This window comes from Gracilibacillus sp. D59 (assembly GCF_052246695.1).
Lineage (GTDB): Bacteria > Bacillota > Bacilli > Bacillales > Amphibacillaceae > Gracilibacillus.
Window position 1 is genome coordinate 262,035 of the sequence record NZ_JBQQCK010000001.1, and the last position, 22,422, is coordinate 284,456.

Consider the following 22,422-nt stretch of genomic DNA (forward strand, 5'->3'; position numbering starts at 1 on the left):
GTTAAGCTTAATCAATACACTTCTGTAATTCGGAAACCAAATCATTATACTTAAAAAAGAAATCTTTGATAGGAACGACTGCAAAGTAAGAAGAAATATCTAAATTAACTAATAAACATTCATCATAAACTAAGCTAATATCCAATTCCTTTTGAGGTTGAATTCTTCTTTGCGTTAATGCAGTTGCCAGCTCTTTATATAATTCTTGACCTTTTTCATCGATTGACCTTTCTAATGCAAAATGCCCTATAAAGCTATCCCACCACACTTTAAAGGATTTATAAATTTCATGAAATTCCTTTAAACTATCGGGATTTTTAATGAACAAACTTTGATAAAACAAATCTTTTTCTTCAGCAAATATTTTTAAACCGTTACTAGGATGATCAGATACTCTTTGTGAAATTTCATCCCATACATTTTTAAAATTTAAAGCAAACTCTTCCTTAAAAGATATTGCAGATCGATAATACGGGAATCTTAATTCTCCTTCACTACGATTTTGATTAAGGTAAATATTTTGTATGTAAATCAAAAAATTCAAAGAATAGGTTACCTCTGCCCTCATTAATAAAGAATTTTCCATTGTACTCTCCTTCTATTTGATTATAGTAATTTAATTAAAGATAAAGCATTACCATTGTTGTGAAAAATACCCTATAGTTGAATTACGATAATTAAAACTATTTCAAAAATTAAAGAACATACTAATATCCATATTATTTCTATACGAATAAAAGCATTCACCACACTACAATCTTTTATCTTAGCTATATTTGTAGCAACTTTTAAATTGATTGGCACAAAGAACAAAGAAAACAAAAGTCCTCCTGAAATAGAAATACAAAAATGAATAATTGCCATATTAGAAGTTATTTCTGCTACCGCATTTCCAATTATAAAAAAAGGAACCCCAGCCCATATAAAGAAGGTTAGTATCAACAAAACTGATCCCATTATGAGTAACATAAAGTTCTTTTTAAGTACATTCGAATAATTGCGTAAATACAAACTCACATTATCCCCCCACAGATATTTAATAATTCTCCTTGTTTTTATTCAACTACCAAGTTAGTACAGTAAGAAAATCTAGTTTTTCTCTTCTAATTTGTTATCAAAGAATGTATTTAATTCTGGATAATCAATTACATACTTTTTTTGTCCTTTTTTATCTGAGTATGTTTTATAAATTTTCTCCCCATCATACTGAATACGAATTTCCGTTTCCTTCTTTAAATCAAATGTAATTCCTGCTTTTAGGTCAGAGGGAACTTGCTTAACTTCACTAATTCTTTCTTCTGGAACCGAATTATATAAATCTAAAACCTGATTAATCTCGTCTTGAGTTAATTCCACACCTACATTATCGTAGTGATTGTCCACATACTCATTCTTATTTGTGTAATATCATTGAATTTGATTTTAGAGATATTCTCACTATCTGAACAACCTACTAAAGAAAATACAATTAATAAAGCTAAATAAGATAAAAACTTATTCATATAACCAAACACCTCTTACCTAAGCTTTAGAAAATATTCCATTAACCTTGTAGAACAATACTACCCATAAGTTCAATAACTACTCAATTCAATATTAGCATATTATTCCATATATATAATTGATTTCTCCAATAAAAAAGGCGATCAATTTCTATGACCACCTTTTTCTAGTTACTCTATAATTAAATTAAAAATTCTGTTATATTAAATGTGCATTTGAATTCTCTTGCGTAACTTCCCAATTATCATTGATATATTCAATAGTATGAATACTTGTATGAAAAGCAGGAAATGGTTTATTTTTATTGGTCCATTCTTTCCCTTTCAAGATATGATAAATGATATTTATGACCCCACCGTGAGTTACGATTAAGATATTTTCTTGTTGATTTCGTTTAACTTGTTCCATACATAACCTTTCAAATGCCTGTTTTATTCTTGTGAAGTTTTCCATGGGACTTTCCCCACCAGGGTATCTCTCATCCATTTTCAAACTATTAAAGTATAAGCCTGGATATTTTTGATTTGCTACTTCATTTGGCATTCCAGCAAGCAAACCATTGTTTGTTTCTCTCCAATACTTAGATGATAAAACAGATAATTGAAGATTATCACCAATATATTCTGCTGTGTCCAAGGCTCTTCTTAAATCACTTGAAATAATACGATCTATCCTAAAATTCTTCTTTTTCTCTTTCAAATAGTTTCCTAACTTCTTAGATTGTTGAATGCCTTCGTCAATAAGTCCTCTTTGGCTCCAACCACCTCGGAAGCCATCTTCATCTTTACCATGTCGCACAAGATAAATAGTCATTTAATTCCATCCTTTAATTAGTAGCTTGGGCAAGGAGCGAAATTCCTCAAAAGATAAAATTAGCAACCATAGCCATAATTCCCATCAGGATCATCCCACCAAAAAGGAAATATCCGATTATTTTAATTGGGAGTGGAAGCCGACCACCTTTATGTGTAGGAGCCCCCTCTATGTTTTGTTTATGCTCCATTACATCATTAAAAGGTTTATTTGGAGCCATGCAAATCCTCCTTTTCATCTGTTTTTAAAGCTATGAAACACAATAAACGAAACTAATACTAAAAAGACAATACCTACTCCAAGTACTACGTTAATTATCATTTCCAATTAACAACCCTCCATTGGGGAATATAGTTTGTTTCTTGGCGAGATACTAGCACTTATCTCGTGAATATATCTTTTGAATTTTTATTTAGCACTTGGTATTTTACCTAGCAGAATACCGTTTGCCACAACTCCAATTAGTCCAGCAATTACAAAGATATATGCTACAATCAAAGGTGTTGAAGTAAGTGATTCAGTTAATATTCTATATAAACCAACAGCAAAAATAAGTAAACTACATATAAGTGTACTGATTGTTCGAGCTTTACTTTTCATCTTTACGCCCCCGAAAAAGTAAATTATTTCCTACTAAAATGTTAACATATCCTTTTACAATTGTTAACATTATCTCAAAGAAGCTTCTATCATTAATATTCTATTTTTTGAAAAAGGATGCAGTTTTTAATATGATGAAGATAATATTGATTAGAGAGGGGATTATATATGCAGTTAACTGTTTATTTGGCAGGACAGATCCATGATGATTGGCGAAAAGAAGTAGAAGCAAAGTCAAAAGAAAAAGGCCTTCCACTAACATTTGTCGGACCACAAACAAATCATGACCGTTCTGATAATGTCGGAGAGGACATCTTAGGTAAACAACCTAGTAATCTATATAAAGACGCTGCTGCTTCAGATATTAATAATTTTAGAACACAAGTTTTGATGAAAAAATCGGATATCGTCATTGCCCTTTTTGGCGAAAAATTCAAGCAATGGAATACCGCAATGGAATACCGCAATGGACACAAGCACTGCGATTGCGATGAATATTCCAACCATTATTGTCAGACCAGAATCACTCATCCATCCATTAAAAGAACTGTCTAACAAAGCTAATGTCACCGTTAAAAATATCGATCAAGCATTAGATACCATTGCTTATATCTATGAATAAGAATATCGAAGGGATGCCCATAAGTACTAGCAAATGACTTATGGGCATCCCCTTTTTTTCACCCTTATCGTCGAATGGAATCCTTTTAATCGACGTTCCATCCTGTTTTTTTATCCTTACCGTCGAATAGAACTCTTCTAACCGACGTCCCACACTGTCTTTTTATCCTTATGGTCGAATAGAACTTGGCTAAGTTCCTCATGACCCCCAGCTTCATTATTTTTGTCATACTTATTATCCATTTGTCATACAAATCTAATAAATGTTTAACAAGTTAAGATGTCCCTATTAGTTGGAGGAAGATGATGAAAAAGAATGCAGAGAAAAAAGTGGCACAAAAAGGTGCAATTATCGACATCATCGTGGAATGCCTATCAGCAAAAAAAAATCTACCATCAGAAAAAGAATTAACAGAACGCCTAGGTGTTAGCAGGCCTGTTTTACGTGAATTGTTACGTGAATTTGAAGCAAGTGGAATTATTGTACCTACACAAGGAAGAGGAAGAGAAGTGAAATTCCCTGATGTCAGCAACTCCATACTCGGTGGTTGGAACATTCTGCTTCGCGCAAGACCGGCATCCTTACTGGAACTATTAGATGTTCGCTATAACCTTGAAAGGGGGTTTTTACCTTCCGCCATTGAAGCTTTAAATTTGGAAGATTTACAGATGATGAGAGATTTGGTTAATCGGATGGAAGCAAAAGCTCTTAAAAAGCAACTATTTAAAGAAGAGGATCAATTATTTCACCGTATTCTTTATTCACGAATAAACAACCTAGTGTTAGACCAATTACTTCATGCATTTTGGGAATTGTTCGAACAAAAAAGCGAACTACATCACTCCGAAAATTTAGCACAAGCTGCAGAACTTCATCACCAACTATATCAAGCTATCCTAACGCAAAATATTGGGGAAGCAGAAAAATTACTAGAATTGCAGTTTCATGATGTTAGACAACGAATTGTCAACATGATGGAGACCAATCCAAATTAAAGGAGGAAAAAATATTAATGGCAAATACGAGAGAAGTAAAAGAAATTGCAAAAAGAATTAAACGTGATGTCATTCAATTAACAAGTAAAAATACTGGGCACCCCGGTGGTGCAATAGGTGCTGCCGACATCATTGCCGAATTATACTTCAATCGATTACACCATCGGCCATCACAACCTGATTGGGAAGACCGTGATCGCTTTGTTTTAAGCAATGGGCATATTTGTACAGCGCTCTATTCAGCCATGGCAAGAAGTGGCTACTTCCCGATTGAAGAATTATGGACTTTCCGAAAACTACATTCCCGATTACAGGGACACCCATCTCGTCATGACTTACCCGGACTTGAAACCTCAGCAGGTCCACTGGGACAAGGACTTTCAATTGCCAATGGAATGGCACTAGCCAATCGTCTTCGAGGAAGCGATGCGAAGATCTATTGCTTAGTTGGTGATGGTGAAATTCAAGAAGGCCAAGTTTGGGAGGCAGCGATGACAGCAGCACATCACCATTTGGATCAAATCGCATTAATTGTTAGCTGGAATGACATCCAAATTGACGGCCATGTCAAGGATGTCATGAATATTGAGCCTATCGCTGAAAAATTCAAAGCATTCGGCTGGCATACGATTGAAATTGATGGAAACGAAGTAAATGAAGTTAAAAAGGCATTTGATCTATTTGAACAAAACACTGGTGCTCCAACAGCCATTATCGCAAAAACTGTGATTGGAAAAGGAGTTTCTTTTATGGAAAATGAAGCAATCTGGCACGGAAAGGCTCCTTCAACAGAGGAAGCCACTCGCGCACTGGAAGAAATCGGCACTAGCAGTTTCGGATCAGACTTAATTGCGAAATGATAATGAAGGAGGAATACTGATGACTAAGGCAAAAAGTGGTCGTGATGGTTTTGGCAAAGCTTTGCTAGAAATGGGAGAAGAAAATCAAAAGGTCGTCGCCTTATGTGCCGATTTAGCTGAATCTGTCAGAGTGGAGGCTTTCGCGAATAAATATCCCGAAAGGTACTTTCAAATTGGAATATCAGAGCAAGATATGATCGGAACAGCTTCAGGCTTAGCATTATCGAATTACATTCCATTTGCTACTACTTATGCTGTTTTTGCCGCACAAAGAGCAAATGAACAAATACGTCTAGCCGCTTGCTACAATCAGGCAAACGTAAAAATCGCAGTCAGCCATGCAGGATTGACATGTGGAGAGGATGGGGCAACTCACCAAGCTTTAGAAGATATTGCATCGATGAGAGCCATGCCTGAAATGACTGTTATTGTTCCAGCTGATGAAAATGAAGCATATGAAGCCACTAAAGCTAGCGTGGAATGGATGGGACCAGTATACCTAAGGCTAGGACGCACCCCGGTTCCCATCGTTACTAACGAAACCACTCCGTTCGAAATCGGTAAAGCACGTACAATTAAACAAGGGAAAGATGTATCCATTTTTGCATGTGGGATTATGGTCGAACGTGCACTCCAAGCTAGAGAACAGCTAGCTTCAGCAGGAATTAATGCTTCCGTTATTAACATCCATACCATTAAACCACTGGATAGGGAAGCTATTATTAATGAAGCACAACAGACTGGATGTGTGGTAACAGCTGAAGAACACTCCGTTATCGGGGGGCTAGGTGGTGCTATTTCAGAACTCTTAGCTGAAGAATACCCTGTACCAGTGCACAAAGTTGGAACACAAGATACGTTTGGAGAATCCGCTTCACCTGAAGAATTGCTCGAAAAGTATGGATTAACTGCTGACAACATTGTCGCAGCTTGTAAAAAAGCATTGGATCATAAAGAACAAAATTTAAAAATAAGGGGTTGAAAAGGATGAAGAGATTAATAGCATTGATGTTCGTATTGGCATTATCTTTCCTTTTAGTTGCTTGTGTCTCTACCCATAACTCCTCTTCCAATCAAGATACCACTGACTCTGAAGATGACAAATCAACCGAAACGGAACAGGAAGGAACGCAGTCAGATCAGGAGGAAAAGGTTGAACTAACCTATTGGTATTGGGCTGATAATTCCGAATACTCTAACTTAATGCAAGATATTATAGCAGAATTTAATGAGACAAATGATAAAGGAATTACAGTTGTTGGAGAAGAATATCCATGGGATGGCGGCGGATATAGTGAAACATTGTTTACTGCTGCAATGGGTGGCGGCGGACCAGATGTTGCTGCTTTTAAACTGACCTCTACTCCACTTTTTACTGCAAATAATTTACTGGTGAATCTTGATGACTATATTAATAGCTGGGAAGATAAATCCGATATCGACGAGAACTTATACAATATTATGAAAACAGCAAGTGGCACAGACAGCATATATGTAATGCCTTGGAATACGCAAGTTTTATACATGTATTATCGCCCTTCGATTTTTGAGGAGGCAGGTGTTGAAGTTCCAACCACCTATGAAGAATTGTTAACCGCCATTGAGAAAACAACAATGGACACTGATGGTGATGGAAATACAGATATTTATGGTTTCGGTATGCGTGGTGCCACTGGTGGCCAGGAGCCTTGGGGAAGTTTTATTCATGCCCGTGGCGGGGACTTTGACAATATGACCAGTGAAGAAGCAATTCAAGGCATGCAGGACTTTATTGATATATACCAAAATGGATATGCCCCACCATCTGCTACTACTGATGGATTTAATGAAATTATTGCTAATTTCAAATCAGGGCGGACTGCCATGACCGTTCACCATACAGGTTCTTCCGCTGGAATGGTGGAAACATTCGGTGATGATGTGTCTGCATTTCCGTTCCCTAAAGGTGTTGGACAATGGACATCAATGGGAGATACCAATAATGTTATTTTCGAATCAACCGAACATAAGGAAGCAGCATTCGAATGGGTTTCCTATTTAGCCACTGGTAAAGGTCAAGAAGATTGGACGATCGCAACAGGTAATGTACCAGTAAGTACTCGTGTACAGGAAATGGACCATTTTCAAAACAATAAATTTATGAAAGCTTCGATTGAAGGAATGCCTTTTGCCGGAATTTTACCGATTAAAGATACGACGACAGAATGGATCAGTACAGTTTGGCCAAACACGACAGCCTCTGCATTATTAGGAGATATCACAGCGGAAGAAGCTATGCAGCAATTACAAAAAAGTCTACACGAAGAATAACAAAAATGTAATCGGATTCAACAGGATTCATGACCTACCAAAATTTGTGTCATGAATCCTTTTACCAAGTCACTACGAAACAGAGGTGAAAAAAGGTGCAACGGAAAAAAATAAATTTATGGCCTTATCTACTAGTATTACCGGCATTATTGATTGTCACCTTTGTTGTTTTTATACCCGTTATTGAGGCCATTTTCATGAGTTTTCAGAGCTATGATTTAAGGCGTCCTGATAAGATTGCCTATCTTGGATTTCAAAATTTTGCAGACATGTTTTCTGATCCTATCTTTTGGCTTGCCTTTAAAAACACGATTGTATGGGTTGTTTTTGGTGTTGGATTGCAATTTTTGTTCGGCTTTTTGTTGGCGTTATTATTGAACCAATCTTTTAGGGGACGCGGCATTGTCCGTGCGGTTAGCCTTATCCCATGGGCTACACCTGGTGTCTTAATAGGTCTGATGTGGAAGTGGATTTACGATGGAAATTATGGGGTTTTAAACGACTTGTTAATGAAATTAGGACTGATTGATCAAGGAATTCCCTTTTTGTCTCAAACATCCACCGCCTTTGGATCTGTCATCGTCACAATCATTTGGCAAGGTATCCCTTTTTTTGCCATTATGATATTGGCTGGATTGCAAGTGATTTCACGGGAAATGTATGAAGCTGCTGAAATTGATGGTGCCAGCAAACTACAAAAGCTATTTCATATCACGATTCCATCATTAAAGAATGTCATCATAATTACTATATTACTTCGAATTATCTGGGTTTCTAATTCTGTTGATATTATCCATAACATGACTGGTGGTGGCCCATCATACTCTACACAAACCTTAAGTGTTTATATCTTCAATAAGGCTACAGTTTTGGACTTAGGCTATTCTTCCAGTATGGCACTTGTCTTAATGTTCATGTTAGCCATGGTAGCTGTTCCATATCTCAAAAATGCGTTTAAAGAGAGGTAATGAGTGATGCGTTGGAAGAGAATTGTTTCATTATATATTCCATTGGGTACTATTTTACTGTTTTTGCTGTTTCCTTTTTATTGGACATTTGTTACATCCATCAAACCGGAAGATGAGTTATATGGTTCCACCGTCACCTATTGGCCAAAAGAGTTAACTTTTGCTTCTTATCAAAAACTATTTGGCGAGTTTAATTTTCTTTTGCCGATCTGGAATAGTTTCTTAGTGGCGACGATCACTACCTTTGTTACACTTTTTGTCTCTACTTTGGCAGCTTATTCTTTTACCAGATACGAATTCAAAGGAAAAAGTCTACTGATGGGTTTATTTTTAACGAATAATATGTTTCCAAATGTATTGTTGCTTATTCCCTTATTTGCGATCATGCGAAGCTTTGATCTATTATATACGCCACTATCGTTAGTAATGGCTTATGCAACATTTACGATTCCTTTCTCCGTGTGGATGCTTACAGGTTATTTAAAAGACTTGCCTAATGCATTAGAGGAAGCAGCCATGATAGATGGCGCAAATCGAGCCATAGCTTTTATAAAAGTAATCCTGCCAGTCCTAACGCCATCAATTGTTGCAACTGGTGTCTATATTTTTATTCAGTCATGGAATGAATACACTTTTGCCGTACTTTTTACGAATGAAGCTACTAGAACGATACCTGTCACATTAAAGAATTTAATCGGTCAATTGGGTGTGCAGTGGGATTTATTAACGGCTGGGGGGATCATTACCATCATTCCTGTCTGTATTATGTTCTTCTTTGCCCAGAAAAAATTAATTGAGGGGATGACAGCGGGATCTGTGAAAGGATAAATATCTTATAAAAAACCAGCCGTGAACTATGTTCACGACTGGTTTCATCTATTTATTGAAAAAAGGATGTTAAAATACCAATTAAAATACCAACTATCCCAAAGTCCGTATCACCAAATGTCGTATTAGCAAATCCAAGATCACCTAACACCGGTAACAAAAAGGCAGGAATAAAGCTAATGAGTACCCCGTTAACAAAACCGCCTAGAGCAGCACCTAAACGTCCACCCGTTGCATTTCCAAATACACCTGCACCTGCTCCTGTAAAAAAGTGTGGGACAAGTCCAGGGATAATCAATGGAAGTGCTAGTACTCCAAGTACTGCCATACTAATTAATCCACCTGCAAAACTAAACAAGAAACCAATCATCACAGCAGTTGGTGCATATGGAAAAACGATCGGCACATCTAATGCCGGTTTAGCACCTGGAACAATCTTATCTGCTATCCCTTTAAATGCAGGGATAATTTCATTTAGTATCATCCGTACACCTAACAAAATAATACTTAGTCCTGCTGCAAAGGTAATCCCTTGCATAATACTAAACATCAAATAATTCTGGTCACCACTGTAATTAGAGACAACATCCGACCCTGCCAAAACAGCAATAATGATAAAAATAGCAACCATGGTCAGCGCTGTAGAAACTAAGGAATCTTTTATAAAGGCCCAACGATCAGAGATTTTGATATCTTCAGTTGACTTTTCTTTATTGCCAAACCATTTTCCAACTAACCCGGAGGAAATATATCCAATTGTACCAAAATGACCAATTGCTACTTGGTCATTACCAGTTACCTGACGCATAAAAGGTTGGCCTAATGCAGGCATAGCCACCATTAAAAATCCTAATAATAAGGAACCAATAAATACTAGCCAGAATCCGTTTAATCCTGCTGTGCCAAGAACAGCCGATAATAAAGCAGCCATAAATAATGTATGATGTCCGGTTAAAAAAATATATTTCCATGAGGTAATCCGTGCAAATAAAATGTTAGCTATAAATCCAAATCCCATAATTAAGGCTGTCTCCGCACCAAACGTCTGCTGAGCCAACGCAACGATTGCCTCATTATTCGGTACCACCCCTTGAATATGGAACGCTTCTTCAATAATGCCACCCAACGAATCTAGCGAGCCAATAATAACCCCAGCACCAGCACCTAATATGACAAACCCAATTACACTTTTTAGCGTTCCTGTTAGAACCTTTGATACAATAGCGCGTTGAGCAACAAGACCAATTAATACCATCAGACCAACTAATACCTCAGGAATACTTAACACTTCATTCATTAAAAATTCAAAAAAGCCCATTTCTTCCACCCCCTAGGTTATCAAAACGGTCATCAGTTTTACCCAACATATGCAATCAATTTTTCTTTAACCTCTTGGCTATCCGCTATATTGTCTATCGCTATTACTGGTTTTGATCCATCATCCAGCTGTTTGGCAAATTCTGCATTCGTTACGATTAAATCTGCTGGTAAACTAGCTGCTGTACTAAAATCTGCTGTCTCTACATCTGCTACATGGTTTAATTCTTTTAACACCTGTTCCACTGTCATTTTCAGCATCATACTTGAACCAAAGCCCATACCACAAACAGCTAATATCTTCATACCTTCACCCGCTCCCTTTCTCAAACAACTGTTGTACTTCACGTACCGTTCTTGCCTTTTTTAATTGTGCTAACTTTTCACTATCTCCTACCACCTCCGCAACCGCTTTCAATAAATTCAAATGCATTACTTTATTTTGCGCAGCTAAACCAATAAAAACGATTGCTTCTTTATCTGGGGAAAAAGAAACAGGTTTTTGCAAAACACAAACGCATATCCCTTGTTGTAAAACCCCATCCTCCGGTCTAGCATGCGGTAATGCCACTCCTGGGGCAATAACAATATACGGACCCAACGTATGAACCGTATTCACCATTGCATTGACATAACGGGCTTCCACATTTCCATTTTCAATCAATAACTGTCCACACTGCTTCACCGCCTCTTCCCAATCCGAGGCCGACTGCCCTACACGAATAACTTCTTCATTTAGCTTCACTGGGATCCCCCACCTTTGAAACGTACTAGCCCTAATACAAATATATAGCTGGCAGTCAGATTTTATGTACACAAAAAAGAAAAGGGAATGTCCCTCATGCTTTATGGGACTCTACCTTTTCTACTGTAGAAAATCTAATCGACGTTTCCCCTTGTTTTTTGAACCGTAACGTCGATTAGATCGCTTCTGACGACGTGTTTTTTATCGTAAAAAAAGACAGTAAAAATCCAAAAAAGAGAACCCCGACTCGCCCAGGTTCTCTCTTCTTACCCACTATAGTTCAGCACTTAAAATAACTTTACTTCACTACTTTGTTCAATCCACGTCTTTCAATCAGATTAATGCCGATACCCATGGCTATAACACCAATTAGAATCATGAATAACAATGGCATCAGGATGTCACTGAAGTTGGCGTCGTAGAAGATAACGGACATAAGCGCATCCATTGCATGTGCCAGTGGAAATAAGTCTGCGATAAACAACAAAACTTGATTTGTGATCGTACCTGGCATCATGTATGCTCCACTTACTAATGGTATTAACGGTATTATAGACGGATAGATGGCGTAAAATTGCTCCGGTGATTTTACGAGTCCAGTTAAAAGCATCGCAATACTGATCATGCTGAATGTGAAAAACGCTGAAATTAAGACAAGCATCCATAAGTTATCGCCCAGCTCATAATTCATTACGTACTTAAAGACTACTAGAACAACAACAATTTGGAACATGGTGATTAAGAAGCTGTACAGAATATAGCCGAAATACATACTTGTTTTACTGATCGGAGATAGAATCATCCGATTCCATACACCGGAAACTTTATCATTTGTGACATTATTGACTTTAAATCCAACAAGAAACATTGAGATCAGAAAGGTAAAAGCAAACATTAATTGTATACCCATGTTATAGTTCGGCACCTCTTCACTATCTAACCCTTGTGCTTCCATTTGCACAGGTGCATCAGCCAAATAATTTTCGACTTCACTTCGGACATTTTCATCCCCTGTTGAGCTGATCAGTGCACTAATTTGCGCCTCCTGTTGAAACACCTTATCAACATGCTGTCTGACTATCGAAACAGTCGGAAGCTCAGAGGTCACTAAAAGTCTGTAATCCATCTCCATTAATTGCACAGCTACGTCTATATTGCCATCACGCACATCCTCACGTGCTTCAGTAGGATCTGTTACAACAAAATTCAAAGAATCATCCACATTTAAAAGTTCTTCCCATTTTGCTTCAATTTCCTCAGCATTCACTTCCTCACTAAAAATAGCTACTTTTGTTGGTGTTTGTATGCCACCTGCAAAAAAGAGGGTCGCCAAAATGCTTCCAATAATAAAAGCAAGAACAAGGATTGGATTACGTTTATCTTTAGAAATTTGTGCCCATATTACCGACTTCATTATGCTTCCCCCCTTCTAGGATACATCGCTAAACCAATCACCGTACATAGTATAAAGAAACCTATCAGCATCAAACTTGGTATCATTAAAGAAGATGCTTCTTCGTATTGAATCCATTCCATCAACACAGAAAGCGACAAGCCATTTGGTGTCCATTCACCAAGTTTCTGCATCCAGTCAGGGAAAACGTAGATCGGAACGAAATTCCCTCCAAGTACACCCAATACCATAACAATAGCATTAAACACACCATTCGCAGCATCAACATTTTTCATTTTTAAAGAAATAGATGTGAACACTGCCGCTAAACTGGCAACCGCTAGAGCAAAAAGTAAAATGATCGTCCCAACACCTAACCAAAATTCGACGGAGCGACCAGGAAATACGTCTAATATAAAGTGCGCTAAAATAAAGACGACAGTCATTTGCAACGATGCTAATATAAATGTTGATACCATTTTCCCCATCAAAAATAGTATAGGATGGCTATTTGACACCAAAATCCGGTTAAAAACCTGTTGTCTGATTTCTTCACCTGTCTTAGTTGCTACAGTAATTGATAGAAATAATGCAAACAAAATCCCCATTGCGAGCGTGAAATATTGGGATAATGTGAAAGCTTCTCCTTTTCCTAATTGTTCCACACCACCTTGTGGTTGAACTATTTCCGTTTCATTACTGCCACCAATATGCTGGATGGCAAATTGGTAATTCAGATTATCAATAAACCCGTGAATAATATCATATAAGGTCCCATTGTTTGTCGTTTCCTCTTTCATTTTATAGATCAACGAAACATTAGGCGCTTTACCGGTAAAGGCGGCATATAGACTTTCCACCGTAAAACCATCCGGAATCACGAGCATGCCATCGATCTCACCTTGCTCTACTTTTTCTGCCGCTGCTGCTTCGTCCAGTTCGTGTACAGTGACCAACTCTTGTAAATCCTCACTCTTAAGAAAACCAAACAAAGCTTGCACGGGATCACCATAATTTGCTTGTTCTGCGATCGTAGCTGCCTTTGTTTCGTCAATCGAACTCTCAGCAACCAGTTTTTTCTGCAAATCTTGCGCTACATTTTCACTATCATCTTGATTGACCAAAGCCAATTGTAAATCCATCGAAATTTCCTCGTCACTCCCTAATAACCCGGCAAAAGCAAAATTCAACACAGCGATGATAATGATTGGGAGCGCAAGTGTTATAATCAGTTCTTTACGATCACGCAAAAACATTAATAAATCCTTTTTGATGAAACTTCCCATACCAACACCTCCTTAATCTCTCAATGTCCGGCCTGTTAAATGGAGAAATACATCCTCCAAGCTAGGTGTCTCTGTTTGATAATTCAGCAATTGAATTTGGTGTCCGTCAGATAAATGGACCAGCTCACTGATCAAATCACTTCCTTTTTTTGCAATGATCTTCAGCTGTGAATTAACCACTTCCACCTTACGAACGCCTTCCAGAGATTTGACCTTTTCCACGAAATCTTCATTAATCATGCTTAATTCCAATTTGATCGTATCTTCTGACGATAAAATGCTGAGCAGTTCTGCTTTACTGCCTGCCGCAATTACTTCGCTATCATCCATAATGTACACACGGTCACATAGCTGCTCAACTTCCTCCATATAATGACTCGTATATAAAACCGTCGTGCCTTCCGTTTCATTTAATGCTCGTACGGTTTCGAGAATATGATTTCTCGATTGGGGGTCAATACCGACTGTCGGCTCATCGAGAATCAATATTTGTGGTTGATGCAATAAGGCGGCAGCTATATTGACTCTTCGCTTCATACCTCCGGAAAAAGTTTTCACTAAATCCTTCTGGCGTTCCTTCAACCCGACAATTTCCAAGGCATGTTGAATACTTTTTTCCAATTCTTTACCTTTCATTTTATAAATAGATCCAAAAAATTTCAGATTTTCATAAGCAGAAAGCTCTTGGTAAAGTGCTAATTCCTGTGGAACCACACCTAAAATTTTTCTTATTTCCCCAGGTTTATTTACCGTATTGATGCCGTTCAACTTTATTTCACCAGAAGTTGGCTTTAGTAAAGTCGAAATCATTGAAATCGTTGTTGATTTCCCTGCACCGTTTGGACCTAATAGGCCAACTGATTCACCTTTATCGAGATATAAATTAACGTCCTGTACCGCTTTTTTGCCCTTAAAGGACTTACTTAAATGTATCGTTTCAAGCATGTGATTGCCTCCTTTAATCTCTTGCGTCATTGATATATCCATCATAAAACAAAAAAACCAAAGTCACTACTGACTCTGGTCACTCATTCTTTATTTATATATTACTTTAGTCATTTTTTCTACACATCATACTAAGTGGTGACGAATTGCATATATCGCTAATTGGGTTCTGTCTCGTAATTCTAGTTTGTCTAATATTTGACTAGTTTGATTTTTAACGGTACCAACAGATAATCCCAATCGCTCTGCAATTTCTTTGTTATTCAGTCCTTCTCCAATACATTTTAGGATTGCTCTTTCTCGTGGTGTTAATGTTGGATCAACTGCCTCTTTTTCTTCATTTTGCAGTAATGATGGCATTACTTTTGCTGCCACTCGATCCTGAAGTGACAGACCTCCTTTTAAAGCACTTTTGATTGAGCGAATTAGCGATTCAGTATCTCCATCCTTCAGCATATAACCGCTGACACCAAGTTTTAGCGCATCCATGATATACTGATTATCATCAAAAGTTGTCAGCATTAAAATTTTAAGATGAGGAAAACGGGATCGTAACACTTTAGCTGCTTCAATTCCATCCATTTCTGGCATGCGAATATCTAAAACGGCGACATCGAATAATTGTTTTTCACACAATGCTACAGCCTGCCTACCGTTATCCGCTTCCCCAGTTACTTCAATTTCCGCATCTGTTTCGATCATCGCCTTCAAACCTTGGCGTACCATCACCTGATCTTCAGCCAACAATACTTTAATCATACTATCCTCTCCGTTCCGTTAGTCGAATACTACCTCTGACAGCAAACTGTCGCTCATCATGGTGTATTTCCAAAGTGCCGCCCACCTTTTCCAAGCGTTCTCGCATTGCATGTAATCCGTAACCTTCTTGAAAAAAGGAGTTTGCTCTTGCAGGATTTACCACTTCAAAGCGAAAAACACTTCCACCCGGTGCCTCAAAAGAAATGTGAGCCTCTCTTGCAGAACTATGCTTCATAATATTAGTTAGTGCCTCTTGTACCGCTCGATAAATCGCAAAGGACTGCTCTCCTGTCAATGATGCGGCGAATGCTCCATGCTTGACGGAAAAATTGATTTTCATGAATTTTTCCATTTCTAATTTACGAATTAATCTTATTAAACCTTGCAATCCACCGACTTCATTTTGTTTAAAGGATTTCACCGCTCGTCTTGTTTCCTCCAAGCTTTGTTCTGCCAGTTCTTTTAGTTTTTCAACTTTTTCCTTATCTTTTTCATCTGTATTTAAGCGAAATGCCTCTAATTGCATTAACAAAGCTGTCAGTTTATGACCGACAGAATCATGAATTTCATGTCCAATCAGCATCCGCTCATCTTGTCTAGCGTTCTCCTCTTCAGTCACTAGTTGTCTTTTCATCCTTCTGTATTCATCGAGTAACACGTCATTCTTTTCCCGGACCTCTACTTCGCTTTTTTTTACCGTTTGAAAATACAACAACCCTACCATAACTAATATGTAAAAAAGGACCGTCCACGCTAATTGGTAAGTGGAAAGGGCCGTTTGCGTTAGAAGCAAGAGTAATCCTGCAATCTGAGCCAGCATCACAACTATACTTTTTGTCAGAGAGAGTCTAAACACCGCTTCTGCTATTACTAATGCTTGAACAAGCATTAGATATGGATTGAGTACCTGATCAGCAGGATAAAAAATAATCAATGGTGTAAGTGATTGTACACAGAATAATATCGTTTGTAAGAGTGCTTTTTCTGAAAATAGTGGAATAATAAACAAGATAATTAAAAATAAACATAAACTTGCCAACTGCTGTGAAGATAAATGTAGATCCGATCCCCAAATTGCTATAGGCCATACAAGGATATGAATAGCAATCCACATAAAATAGGTTTTATTCATATAGAAATACTCCTTCGAAAGTAACGGTCACCCTTTTTTCCCCTCATTATACTATGATTCATCAAGCATCGCATTAAGGATTTGAGGAGTTACTTTTTACTACCGTCGTTCCAGCTATTAAGTCTGCAAGATGGCGATGATCCCGACGTACAAGAACCATCATAATATAGAGAAAAGCTAACAACATTGATATGCTTTGAAGCGTCAGCGCTACCCAATTGAAGTTATGATACATACCGTGAATAACTCCCATATGGCCTAACTGCCACGGCAGAAACTTCACTATATTACGTATTGTACTCCTTGTTTTGGGATGATCAGGATAGCTTATTTTCAAGCTTTGGATTCGTTTACCGAAAGTGGAAGAACGAGATGACCCTTCCATAATTGAAAATACGATAATGGCTGGAATCACAGTTGTGAAAATAGCAATTAGTTGAGATTGCAAATACGACAAAATGGGAATTCCATTAAAAACGAGCCAATAAAAGAGCTGTGTTAAACCTAAGAGTAGGATAAGAAAGGCACTGATACATAACCAATCGATAAATAAGGCGATAAATCGGCTTTTTCTTGTAGCGACTGTTAGCGAGTAATCAGACATATGAAGCCTCCTTTTTCCTTTTTAATTATGTGCTTCCTTCTATTCTTTCGACAATGAGAGGCGCCGAAAAAATGATTTAACTATAAGTTAACCGGTTGGCGAGATAAAACTGTCTGTTAAAAAGTATTTGGTGACATTTAATCTATTATACTATAATTTTGGTAAACTACAGGGGGTTTTCACAACATTGTTCCTAACATTGAAAACCTGTAACTCCTCAGTTATCTTAGCTTAACCTAGGCAGTTACAGGCAACTTGTGTATCTTTTTATTCTAGTATCGGTGAATATATCTTTGTGGCTGAGATCCATCCCGCCTAATTCATGAATATTTCGATGGCGCGTTGGTAGTTTTGTTTCATCGCCTTTTTGGCGACGGTGGTGATATCGTGATAGAAAATGTGTTTTGAGTGATTGACATATTGTTTTACGGCTTCAGCCCCGGCCTTTGCTGCATAGCTATAGTAATTGATTTTTCTTACCCCTGCATTAATGGTCTGTGTGTAATCCTCTTCTCTTAAGCCGGAACCGCCGTGCATCACGATAGGTTTACCTGTTCCTTGATAGATTTGCTCCAATCGATCAAAGTCTAATTTAGGCTCCTCTAAATAAATACCATGTACGGTGCCAAATGCAGCTGCTAATGCATCGATAGCTGTTTCCGCCACAAATGCTTTGGCAGTTTCCGGATCGGTATAAATACCGTCATTATCTTCCCTCTCTTTACTTGCACCATCATAGCTTTCTCCGCCACCTATTTTGGAGTCAGTCATCACCCCTAATTCTGCCTCTACCGAAACATTTCGTGCTTTCGCATACGTTACTACTTTTTTCACTTCTTTGACATTTTCCTCAAAAGGTAAATGAGAAGCATCAATCATGACAGATGTGAAACCTATGTCAATCGCTTGTTCGATTAACTTGAAACTAGAACCGTGATCCAAATGAACCGTAACCGGCACTCTTGCGTTTTTCGCCATCTCCACCAGAATTGGTCCGATAAACTGTAGTGGCATAATCTCATTATGAACCTCGGCATGCGCTAAAATAAGCGGAGCTTTTAAGTCCTCCGCTGCCTCTAATGCAGCTCTTGCCGATTCTATGGTAGGAGCATTAAAGGCTCCTACCGCATAGTTCCCTTTCTCCGCCATTTCCAGGTTTTCTCTAAGTGTAATTAACATCGTTTATCCCCCTATGAAAAAGAAATCTCATCTCTTTTCTTCCAGTCATCATACATCTCTTTTAATGTTTGTATATCTTTCACCCCGGAAGTACTATCTTCTTCCAACAAAGAGGAAGCAGCACTGGCGGTGGCGATTTTCATAGATTCATACAGTGAATACCCTTTTTCCGCACCATATAGGACACCTGCTGCATAGGCATCACCAGCTCCAACCGTACCTTTGATTCTATCTTTGTCGATCAGCAGAGAAGGTAAACTATAAAATGTTTCTCCGTTATAACCAAAACTTCCTTCTGGTGCATGAATCACCACCCAATCCTTTACTCCCATCTTCTTCATTTCACCCAACGCACCTTTTATGTTTCTTCCTATTAATCTGCCATCCTGCTCACGTAATTCTATTCTTGTACTTTTTGCTGCTTCATATTCATTTACAATGCAGTAATTTGTATATTTTAAAGCTGGCGGCACAATCATTTCATATCTATCTTTATTTTCACTCACGATATCAATCGATGTTTGGATCCCCTCTTTTTGGGCATGGTACAATAATTTTGCCAGCTTTGTCCCATATTGCTCATCGTTTTTATCTAAGGCATCTAGCAAGAGGACATAACCAACATGCAAAATTTTCGCCCTAATATCAGTGAGTGGAAAAGCATCTTCGTTAAATGAAGTAGAATTTCCTTTAAACGTATAAAAGGTTCTTGTTTTATCGAATTCATCAAAAATTACATCCGTAAATGGTGTCTCCTTAGTAAATTGAACCTTACTTAAATCAATATTCTTATATTTAGAAAAACCTTCATATAAATAATGTCCCTTCTCGTCTGCTCCAAAATAAGCAATGACCTCAATAGGTAAAGCTGGATCTATATGAGCCAAAGATAGTGAGCAGTTAGAAACAGCTCCTCCCATTGACCGACTCATCCGTTCAATCGTCGTTAATTCTGATTTTGCCGGGTATCCTTTCACTGTTTTGATTTCATCGACCATAACAGTACCAGCAATCGCTATCCCATTACGCAAAAATACACCCCCTGTATTCTACAAAATTACATATAGCGTTTTACTATTTCCGCTTCTTGATGACATCTGCGTATACTGCGATAAGGATAACGATACCTTTTACGATGTATTGCCAGAAGGAGCTAACTCCCATTAAATTAAGGCCGTTGCTTAAGACACCGATAATCAGTGCGCCGATGACCGTTCCTCCGATCTTACCTGCCCCACCAGTCATACTCGTACCACCTAATACAACGGCGGCAATCGCATCTAACTCCGCCATATCACCTGCAGTTGGCTGACCAGAAAACATCCTAGAAGATAACACTATCCCTGCTACCCCTGCCATCAAACCACTAAAGGTATAAGCTATGATTTTTATCTTTTTAATATTAATTCCGGCAAATTTTGCAGCTTCCGGATTACCACCAACAGCATACATATATCTTCCTAATTTTGTTTTATTCATAATGAAGTAAGCAATGATTAAAATAATAATAAGATAGAGAACAGGTGCTGGCAGAACTCCTCCAATATAACCAGAACCAATGTTATTGAAGGAATCAGACATCACTCTCACCGGTTTTCCATCACTAAAGACATAGGCGGCACCTCTGGCAATATTCATCGTAGCTAAGGTCACAATAAATGGTGGAATAATAGTAGTGGCCACCACATACCCGTTAAACGCACCAAAAAGCATACCAACTAATAATCCTGCTAAAACTCCTGCCCAAACCGGAAATCCTAAAATCGCAATTAACAATGTTGTTACAACACCGGTTACCGCAATAATAGAGCCGACGGATAAATCTATACCACCTAAGATGATGACCATTGTCATCGCTATCGCTAAATACATGTTAGTTGAGGTTTGTCTTAAGACATTCATAAGATTATTAGTAGACAAAAAATCAGGATTCATAATTGAGATAAAGGTACATAATACGAGTAATCCAATTAAAATCCCCATATTCTCTCTCATAAAACTCGTAACAGCATTGCTCATTTTAAACCATATCGATTCTCTGCCATTTTCATAGGTTAATGGAGTCACCTAATTCCACCCCCTGTAGCGTAATACATGATTTGCTCCTGTTTTATTGCGTTTCCTTCTAATACATTACCAACTCGCCCTTTGTACATCACAACGACTCGATCACTCATATGAATAATTTCTGGTAACTCCGAAGAAATCATAATAATTGAGACCCCTTCTTCGACCAATTTTTGCATAATCGAATAGATTTCAAACTTTGCCCCTATATCAACCCCTCTTGTCGGTTCATCTAGTATTAATACATCTGGTTTTGTTGCTAACCACCTTGATATCAGTACCTTCTGCTGGTTTCCACCACTTAAATTTCTCACTGTCTGTTTCGCATGGGGTGTCTTAATCTTTAACTCATTAATATAATAATTTACCTGCTGCTGTTCGACTTTATTGTCTACCCGTAGCCATTTAATAAATCTATTGAGAAATTTAATCGATATATTGTAATCCACTGCTTTAGACAGAAACAAGCCTTGATCTTTTCTGCTTTCCGGTACATAAGCTAATCCATACTCAATCGCATCATTGGGCCGTTCAATTTCTACCTGCTTGCCATTCAACAGAATTTCACCTTCGTCAAATGCATCGATACCAAAAAGACACCGCATTAGCTCTGATCTTCCTGCGCCAACTAAACCTGAAAAACCTAAAATTTCACCTCTATTTAAGTTAAAACTAATATCTTCGATTACACCTTTTTTTGAAAGATGGTTAACTTCTAAGACCTTATCCTCATTCTTCCTTCCTTTTTCTCTATAATAAATATTGCTAACGCTCCTCCCTACCATCATCGCTACTAATTCATCACGAGTGGTCTCCTGCGTCTGCACTGTTCCGATATACTCACCATCTCTCATTACCGTGATGCGATCGGTAATCTCAAATAATTCTTCCATGCGGTGGGAGATATAGATGATGCCTACCTTTTGCTTTTTCAACCGGCGAATTGTCTGGAATAAAGCCTTCACCTCCTTGTCTGTTAACGAAGACGTTGGTTCATCCATTACAATAATCTTCGCTTCAAATGAAACCGCTTTAATAATCTCGATCATTTGTTGTTGTGCTACCGTCAAATCTTTTATAATTGTTCTCGGATTCAAGTACAGACCAAAATCTTCTAAATACTTTGTGGAATACTCAATCATTTTATCCATATCAACGAATCCGGCTCTTGTTAATGGTTCTCTTCCCAGATAAATATTCTCTGCAATCGACAAATACGGTACGAGCACAATTTCTTGATGGATAATACTTATCCCATTTTCTTGAGCGTCGGTAACCTTCTCTATCTTCACTTTCCTTTCATTAACAGAAATTTCACCATCATCTGGGTGATAGATGCCTCCTAAAACTTTAATCAACGTTGATTTCCCGGCACCATTCTCTCCCAGCAAAGCATGCACTTCGCCTGGCTCCAAATGAAATTCTACTTCGTTTAATGCGTTCACTCCTGGAAATGACTTGGTGATTCGATTCATACTTAATAGTTCTCTACTCAT

25 protein-coding genes and 1 pseudogene are annotated in these 22,422 nt (G+C 37.9%); 7 read left to right on the top strand and 19 right to left on the bottom strand.

Going from position 1 to position 22,422, the window contains the following annotated elements; translation table 11 throughout:
- Positions 1-7 precede the first annotated feature (7 nt).
- From ACTWP4_RS01280 to ACTWP4_RS01305, 6 genes are all read right to left on the bottom strand, one after another.
- On the bottom strand, positions 8-586 hold the full coding sequence (locus ACTWP4_RS01280; RefSeq protein WP_443126946.1) for a hypothetical protein: 579 nt from the start codon (positions 584-586) through the stop codon (positions 8-10).
- 71 nt (positions 587-657) lie between these two features.
- Positions 658-1,017: a hypothetical protein gene (locus ACTWP4_RS01285; protein WP_443126947.1), complete on the bottom strand. Its 360-nt coding sequence runs from the start codon at positions 1,015-1,017 to the stop codon at positions 658-660.
- Positions 1,018-1,089: 72 nt separating this feature from the next.
- A complete protein-coding gene (locus tag ACTWP4_RS01290) occupies positions 1,090-1,383 on the bottom strand; it encodes a hypothetical protein (protein ID WP_443126948.1) in 294 nt (97 codons plus the stop codon).
- A gap of 318 nt (positions 1,384-1,701) precedes the next feature.
- The gene (locus ACTWP4_RS01295) at positions 1,702-2,316 is read right to left on the bottom strand and encodes a histidine phosphatase family protein (protein ID WP_443126949.1); all 615 of its coding nucleotides are present in this window, start codon (positions 2,314-2,316) and stop codon (positions 1,702-1,704) included.
- Between the two features lie 46 nt (positions 2,317-2,362).
- Positions 2,363-2,536 carry a hypothetical protein gene (locus ACTWP4_RS01300; protein WP_443126950.1) on the bottom strand — a complete coding sequence of 58 codons (174 nt, stop codon included), beginning with the start codon at positions 2,534-2,536 and terminating at the stop codon, positions 2,363-2,365.
- A gap of 188 nt (positions 2,537-2,724) precedes the next feature.
- On the bottom strand, positions 2,725-2,916 hold the full coding sequence (locus tag ACTWP4_RS01305; RefSeq protein ID WP_443126951.1) for a hypothetical protein: 192 nt from the start codon (positions 2,914-2,916) through the stop codon (positions 2,725-2,727).
- 168 nt (positions 2,917-3,084) lie between these two features.
- Between ACTWP4_RS01305 and ACTWP4_RS01310 the strand changes: the two are divergent.
- From ACTWP4_RS01310 to ACTWP4_RS01340, 7 genes and pseudogenes are all read left to right on the top strand, one after another.
- Positions 3,085-3,538 (top strand): annotated as a pseudogene (locus tag ACTWP4_RS01310) (YtoQ family protein).
- 305 nt (positions 3,539-3,843) lie between these two features.
- Positions 3,844-4,533 carry a FadR/GntR family transcriptional regulator gene (locus ACTWP4_RS01315; RefSeq protein ID WP_443126952.1) on the top strand — a complete coding sequence of 230 codons (690 nt, stop codon included), beginning with the start codon at positions 3,844-3,846 and terminating at the stop codon, positions 4,531-4,533.
- Between the two features lie 17 nt (positions 4,534-4,550).
- Entirely contained in the window at positions 4,551-5,393 is an 843-nt protein-coding gene (locus tag ACTWP4_RS01320) for a transketolase (protein ID WP_443126953.1), read from the top strand.
- A 19-nt stretch (positions 5,394-5,412) separates the two neighbouring features.
- On the top strand, positions 5,413-6,375 hold the full coding sequence (locus tag ACTWP4_RS01325; protein ID WP_443126954.1) for a transketolase family protein: 963 nt from the start codon (positions 5,413-5,415) through the stop codon (positions 6,373-6,375).
- 5 nt (positions 6,376-6,380) lie between these two features.
- Positions 6,381-7,703, top strand: a complete 1,323-nt coding sequence (locus ACTWP4_RS01330) for an ABC transporter substrate-binding protein (RefSeq protein ID WP_443126955.1) — start codon at positions 6,381-6,383, stop codon at positions 7,701-7,703.
- A gap of 95 nt (positions 7,704-7,798) precedes the next feature.
- Positions 7,799-8,671, top strand: coding sequence for a carbohydrate ABC transporter permease (locus ACTWP4_RS01335; protein WP_443126956.1), 873 nt, complete (start codon positions 7,799-7,801; stop codon positions 8,669-8,671).
- 6 nt (positions 8,672-8,677) lie between these two features.
- Complete coding sequence (locus ACTWP4_RS01340; protein ID WP_443126957.1) at positions 8,678-9,499, top strand: carbohydrate ABC transporter permease; 822 nt, start codon at positions 8,678-8,680, stop codon at positions 9,497-9,499.
- A 52-nt stretch (positions 9,500-9,551) separates the two neighbouring features.
- On the opposite strand, the gene ACTWP4_RS01345 is transcribed toward ACTWP4_RS01340, so the two are convergent.
- The 13 genes from ACTWP4_RS01345 to ACTWP4_RS01405 all read right to left on the bottom strand — a co-directional run bounded on the left by ACTWP4_RS01345 (position 9,552) and on the right by ACTWP4_RS01405 (position 22,422).
- Complete coding sequence (locus tag ACTWP4_RS01345) at positions 9,552-10,817, bottom strand: PTS ascorbate transporter subunit IIC (RefSeq protein WP_443126958.1); 1,266 nt, start codon at positions 10,815-10,817, stop codon at positions 9,552-9,554.
- A gap of 38 nt (positions 10,818-10,855) precedes the next feature.
- Positions 10,856-11,122, bottom strand: a complete 267-nt coding sequence (locus ACTWP4_RS01350; RefSeq protein ID WP_443126959.1) for a PTS sugar transporter subunit IIB — start codon at positions 11,120-11,122, stop codon at positions 10,856-10,858.
- Positions 11,123-11,126: 4 nt separating this feature from the next.
- On the bottom strand, positions 11,127-11,561 hold the full coding sequence (locus tag ACTWP4_RS01355; RefSeq protein WP_443126960.1) for a PTS sugar transporter subunit IIA: 435 nt from the start codon (positions 11,559-11,561) through the stop codon (positions 11,127-11,129).
- A gap of 298 nt (positions 11,562-11,859) precedes the next feature.
- The gene (locus tag ACTWP4_RS01360; RefSeq protein ID WP_443126961.1) at positions 11,860-12,975 is read right to left on the bottom strand and encodes an ABC transporter permease; all 1,116 of its coding nucleotides are present in this window, start codon (positions 12,973-12,975) and stop codon (positions 11,860-11,862) included.
- Positions 12,975-14,240 (bottom strand): ABC transporter permease, encoded by a 1,266-nt coding sequence (locus tag ACTWP4_RS01365; RefSeq protein WP_443126962.1) that lies wholly within the window; start codon positions 14,238-14,240, stop codon positions 12,975-12,977. Before ACTWP4_RS01365 ends, ACTWP4_RS01360 begins: the two co-directional genes overlap by 1 nt.
- A gap of 12 nt (positions 14,241-14,252) precedes the next feature.
- Complete coding sequence (locus ACTWP4_RS01370; RefSeq protein WP_443126963.1) at positions 14,253-15,185, bottom strand: ATP-binding cassette domain-containing protein; 933 nt, start codon at positions 15,183-15,185, stop codon at positions 14,253-14,255.
- A 126-nt stretch (positions 15,186-15,311) separates the two neighbouring features.
- The gene (locus ACTWP4_RS01375) at positions 15,312-15,944 is read right to left on the bottom strand and encodes a response regulator transcription factor (RefSeq protein ID WP_443126964.1); all 633 of its coding nucleotides are present in this window, start codon (positions 15,942-15,944) and stop codon (positions 15,312-15,314) included.
- A gap of 1 nt (position 15,945) precedes the next feature.
- A complete protein-coding gene (locus ACTWP4_RS01380; RefSeq protein ID WP_443126965.1) occupies positions 15,946-17,076 on the bottom strand; it encodes a sensor histidine kinase in 1,131 nt (376 codons plus the stop codon).
- Positions 17,077-17,149: 73 nt separating this feature from the next.
- Positions 17,150-17,680, bottom strand: coding sequence for an RDD family protein (locus ACTWP4_RS01385; protein ID WP_443126966.1), 531 nt, complete (start codon positions 17,678-17,680; stop codon positions 17,150-17,152).
- Positions 17,681-17,995: 315 nt separating this feature from the next.
- Positions 17,996-18,859, bottom strand: a complete 864-nt coding sequence (locus tag ACTWP4_RS01390; protein WP_443126967.1) for a class II fructose-bisphosphate aldolase — start codon at positions 18,857-18,859, stop codon at positions 17,996-17,998.
- Between the two features lie 11 nt (positions 18,860-18,870).
- Positions 18,871-19,890 carry a carbohydrate kinase family protein gene (locus ACTWP4_RS01395; RefSeq protein WP_443126968.1) on the bottom strand — a complete coding sequence of 340 codons (1,020 nt, stop codon included), beginning with the start codon at positions 19,888-19,890 and terminating at the stop codon, positions 18,871-18,873.
- 43 nt (positions 19,891-19,933) lie between these two features.
- Positions 19,934-20,878: an ABC transporter permease gene (locus tag ACTWP4_RS01400; RefSeq protein ID WP_443127349.1), complete on the bottom strand. Its 945-nt coding sequence runs from the start codon at positions 20,876-20,878 to the stop codon at positions 19,934-19,936.
- A gap of 44 nt (positions 20,879-20,922) precedes the next feature.
- The gene (locus ACTWP4_RS01405) at positions 20,923-22,422 is read right to left on the bottom strand and encodes a sugar ABC transporter ATP-binding protein (protein WP_443126969.1); all 1,500 of its coding nucleotides are present in this window, start codon (positions 22,420-22,422) and stop codon (positions 20,923-20,925) included.

Excerpts from the sequence above, each read along its gene's own strand:
- ACTWP4_RS01280 (WP_443126946.1), bottom strand. The coding sequence starts at position 586 with ATGGAAAATTCTTTATTAATGAGGGCAGAGGTAACCTATTCTTTGAAT.
- ACTWP4_RS01295 (WP_443126949.1), bottom strand. The coding sequence starts at position 2,316 with ATGACTATTTATCTTGTGCGACATGGTAAAGATGAAGATGGCTTCCGA.
- ACTWP4_RS01300 (WP_443126950.1), bottom strand. The coding sequence starts at position 2,536 with ATGGCTCCAAATAAACCTTTTAATGATGTAATGGAGCATAAACAAAAC.
- ACTWP4_RS01305 (WP_443126951.1), bottom strand. The coding sequence starts at position 2,916 with ATGAAAAGTAAAGCTCGAACAATCAGTACACTTATATGTAGTTTACTT.
- ACTWP4_RS01315 (WP_443126952.1), top strand. The coding sequence starts at position 3,844 with ATGAAAAAGAATGCAGAGAAAAAAGTGGCACAAAAAGGTGCAATTATC.
- ACTWP4_RS01320 (WP_443126953.1), top strand. The coding sequence starts at position 4,551 with ATGGCAAATACGAGAGAAGTAAAAGAAATTGCAAAAAGAATTAAACGT.
- ACTWP4_RS01325 (WP_443126954.1), top strand. The coding sequence starts at position 5,413 with ATGACTAAGGCAAAAAGTGGTCGTGATGGTTTTGGCAAAGCTTTGCTA.
- ACTWP4_RS01330 (WP_443126955.1), top strand. The coding sequence starts at position 6,381 with ATGAAGAGATTAATAGCATTGATGTTCGTATTGGCATTATCTTTCCTT.
- ACTWP4_RS01340 (WP_443126957.1), top strand. The coding sequence starts at position 8,678 with ATGCGTTGGAAGAGAATTGTTTCATTATATATTCCATTGGGTACTATT.
- ACTWP4_RS01345 (WP_443126958.1), bottom strand. The coding sequence starts at position 10,817 with ATGGGCTTTTTTGAATTTTTAATGAATGAAGTGTTAAGTATTCCTGAG.
- ACTWP4_RS01350 (WP_443126959.1), bottom strand. The coding sequence starts at position 11,122 with ATGAAGATATTAGCTGTTTGTGGTATGGGCTTTGGTTCAAGTATGATG.
- ACTWP4_RS01360 (WP_443126961.1), bottom strand. The coding sequence starts at position 12,975 with ATGAAGTCGGTAATATGGGCACAAATTTCTAAAGATAAACGTAATCCA.
- ACTWP4_RS01365 (WP_443126962.1), bottom strand. The coding sequence starts at position 14,240 with ATGGGAAGTTTCATCAAAAAGGATTTATTAATGTTTTTGCGTGATCGT.
- ACTWP4_RS01370 (WP_443126963.1), bottom strand. The coding sequence starts at position 15,185 with ATGCTTGAAACGATACATTTAAGTAAGTCCTTTAAGGGCAAAAAAGCG.
- ACTWP4_RS01375 (WP_443126964.1), bottom strand. The coding sequence starts at position 15,944 with ATGATTAAAGTATTGTTGGCTGAAGATCAGGTGATGGTACGCCAAGGT.
- ACTWP4_RS01380 (WP_443126965.1), bottom strand. The coding sequence starts at position 17,076 with ATGAATAAAACCTATTTTATGTGGATTGCTATTCATATCCTTGTATGG.
- ACTWP4_RS01385 (WP_443126966.1), bottom strand. The coding sequence starts at position 17,680 with ATGTCTGATTACTCGCTAACAGTCGCTACAAGAAAAAGCCGATTTATC.
- ACTWP4_RS01390 (WP_443126967.1), bottom strand. The coding sequence starts at position 18,859 with ATGTTAATTACACTTAGAGAAAACCTGGAAATGGCGGAGAAAGGGAAC.
- ACTWP4_RS01400 (WP_443127349.1), bottom strand. The coding sequence starts at position 20,878 with ATGAGCAATGCTGTTACGAGTTTTATGAGAGAGAATATGGGGATTTTA.
- ACTWP4_RS01405 (WP_443126969.1), bottom strand. The coding sequence starts at position 22,422 with ATGAGTAGAGAACTATTAAGTATGAATCGAATCACCAAGTCATTTCCA.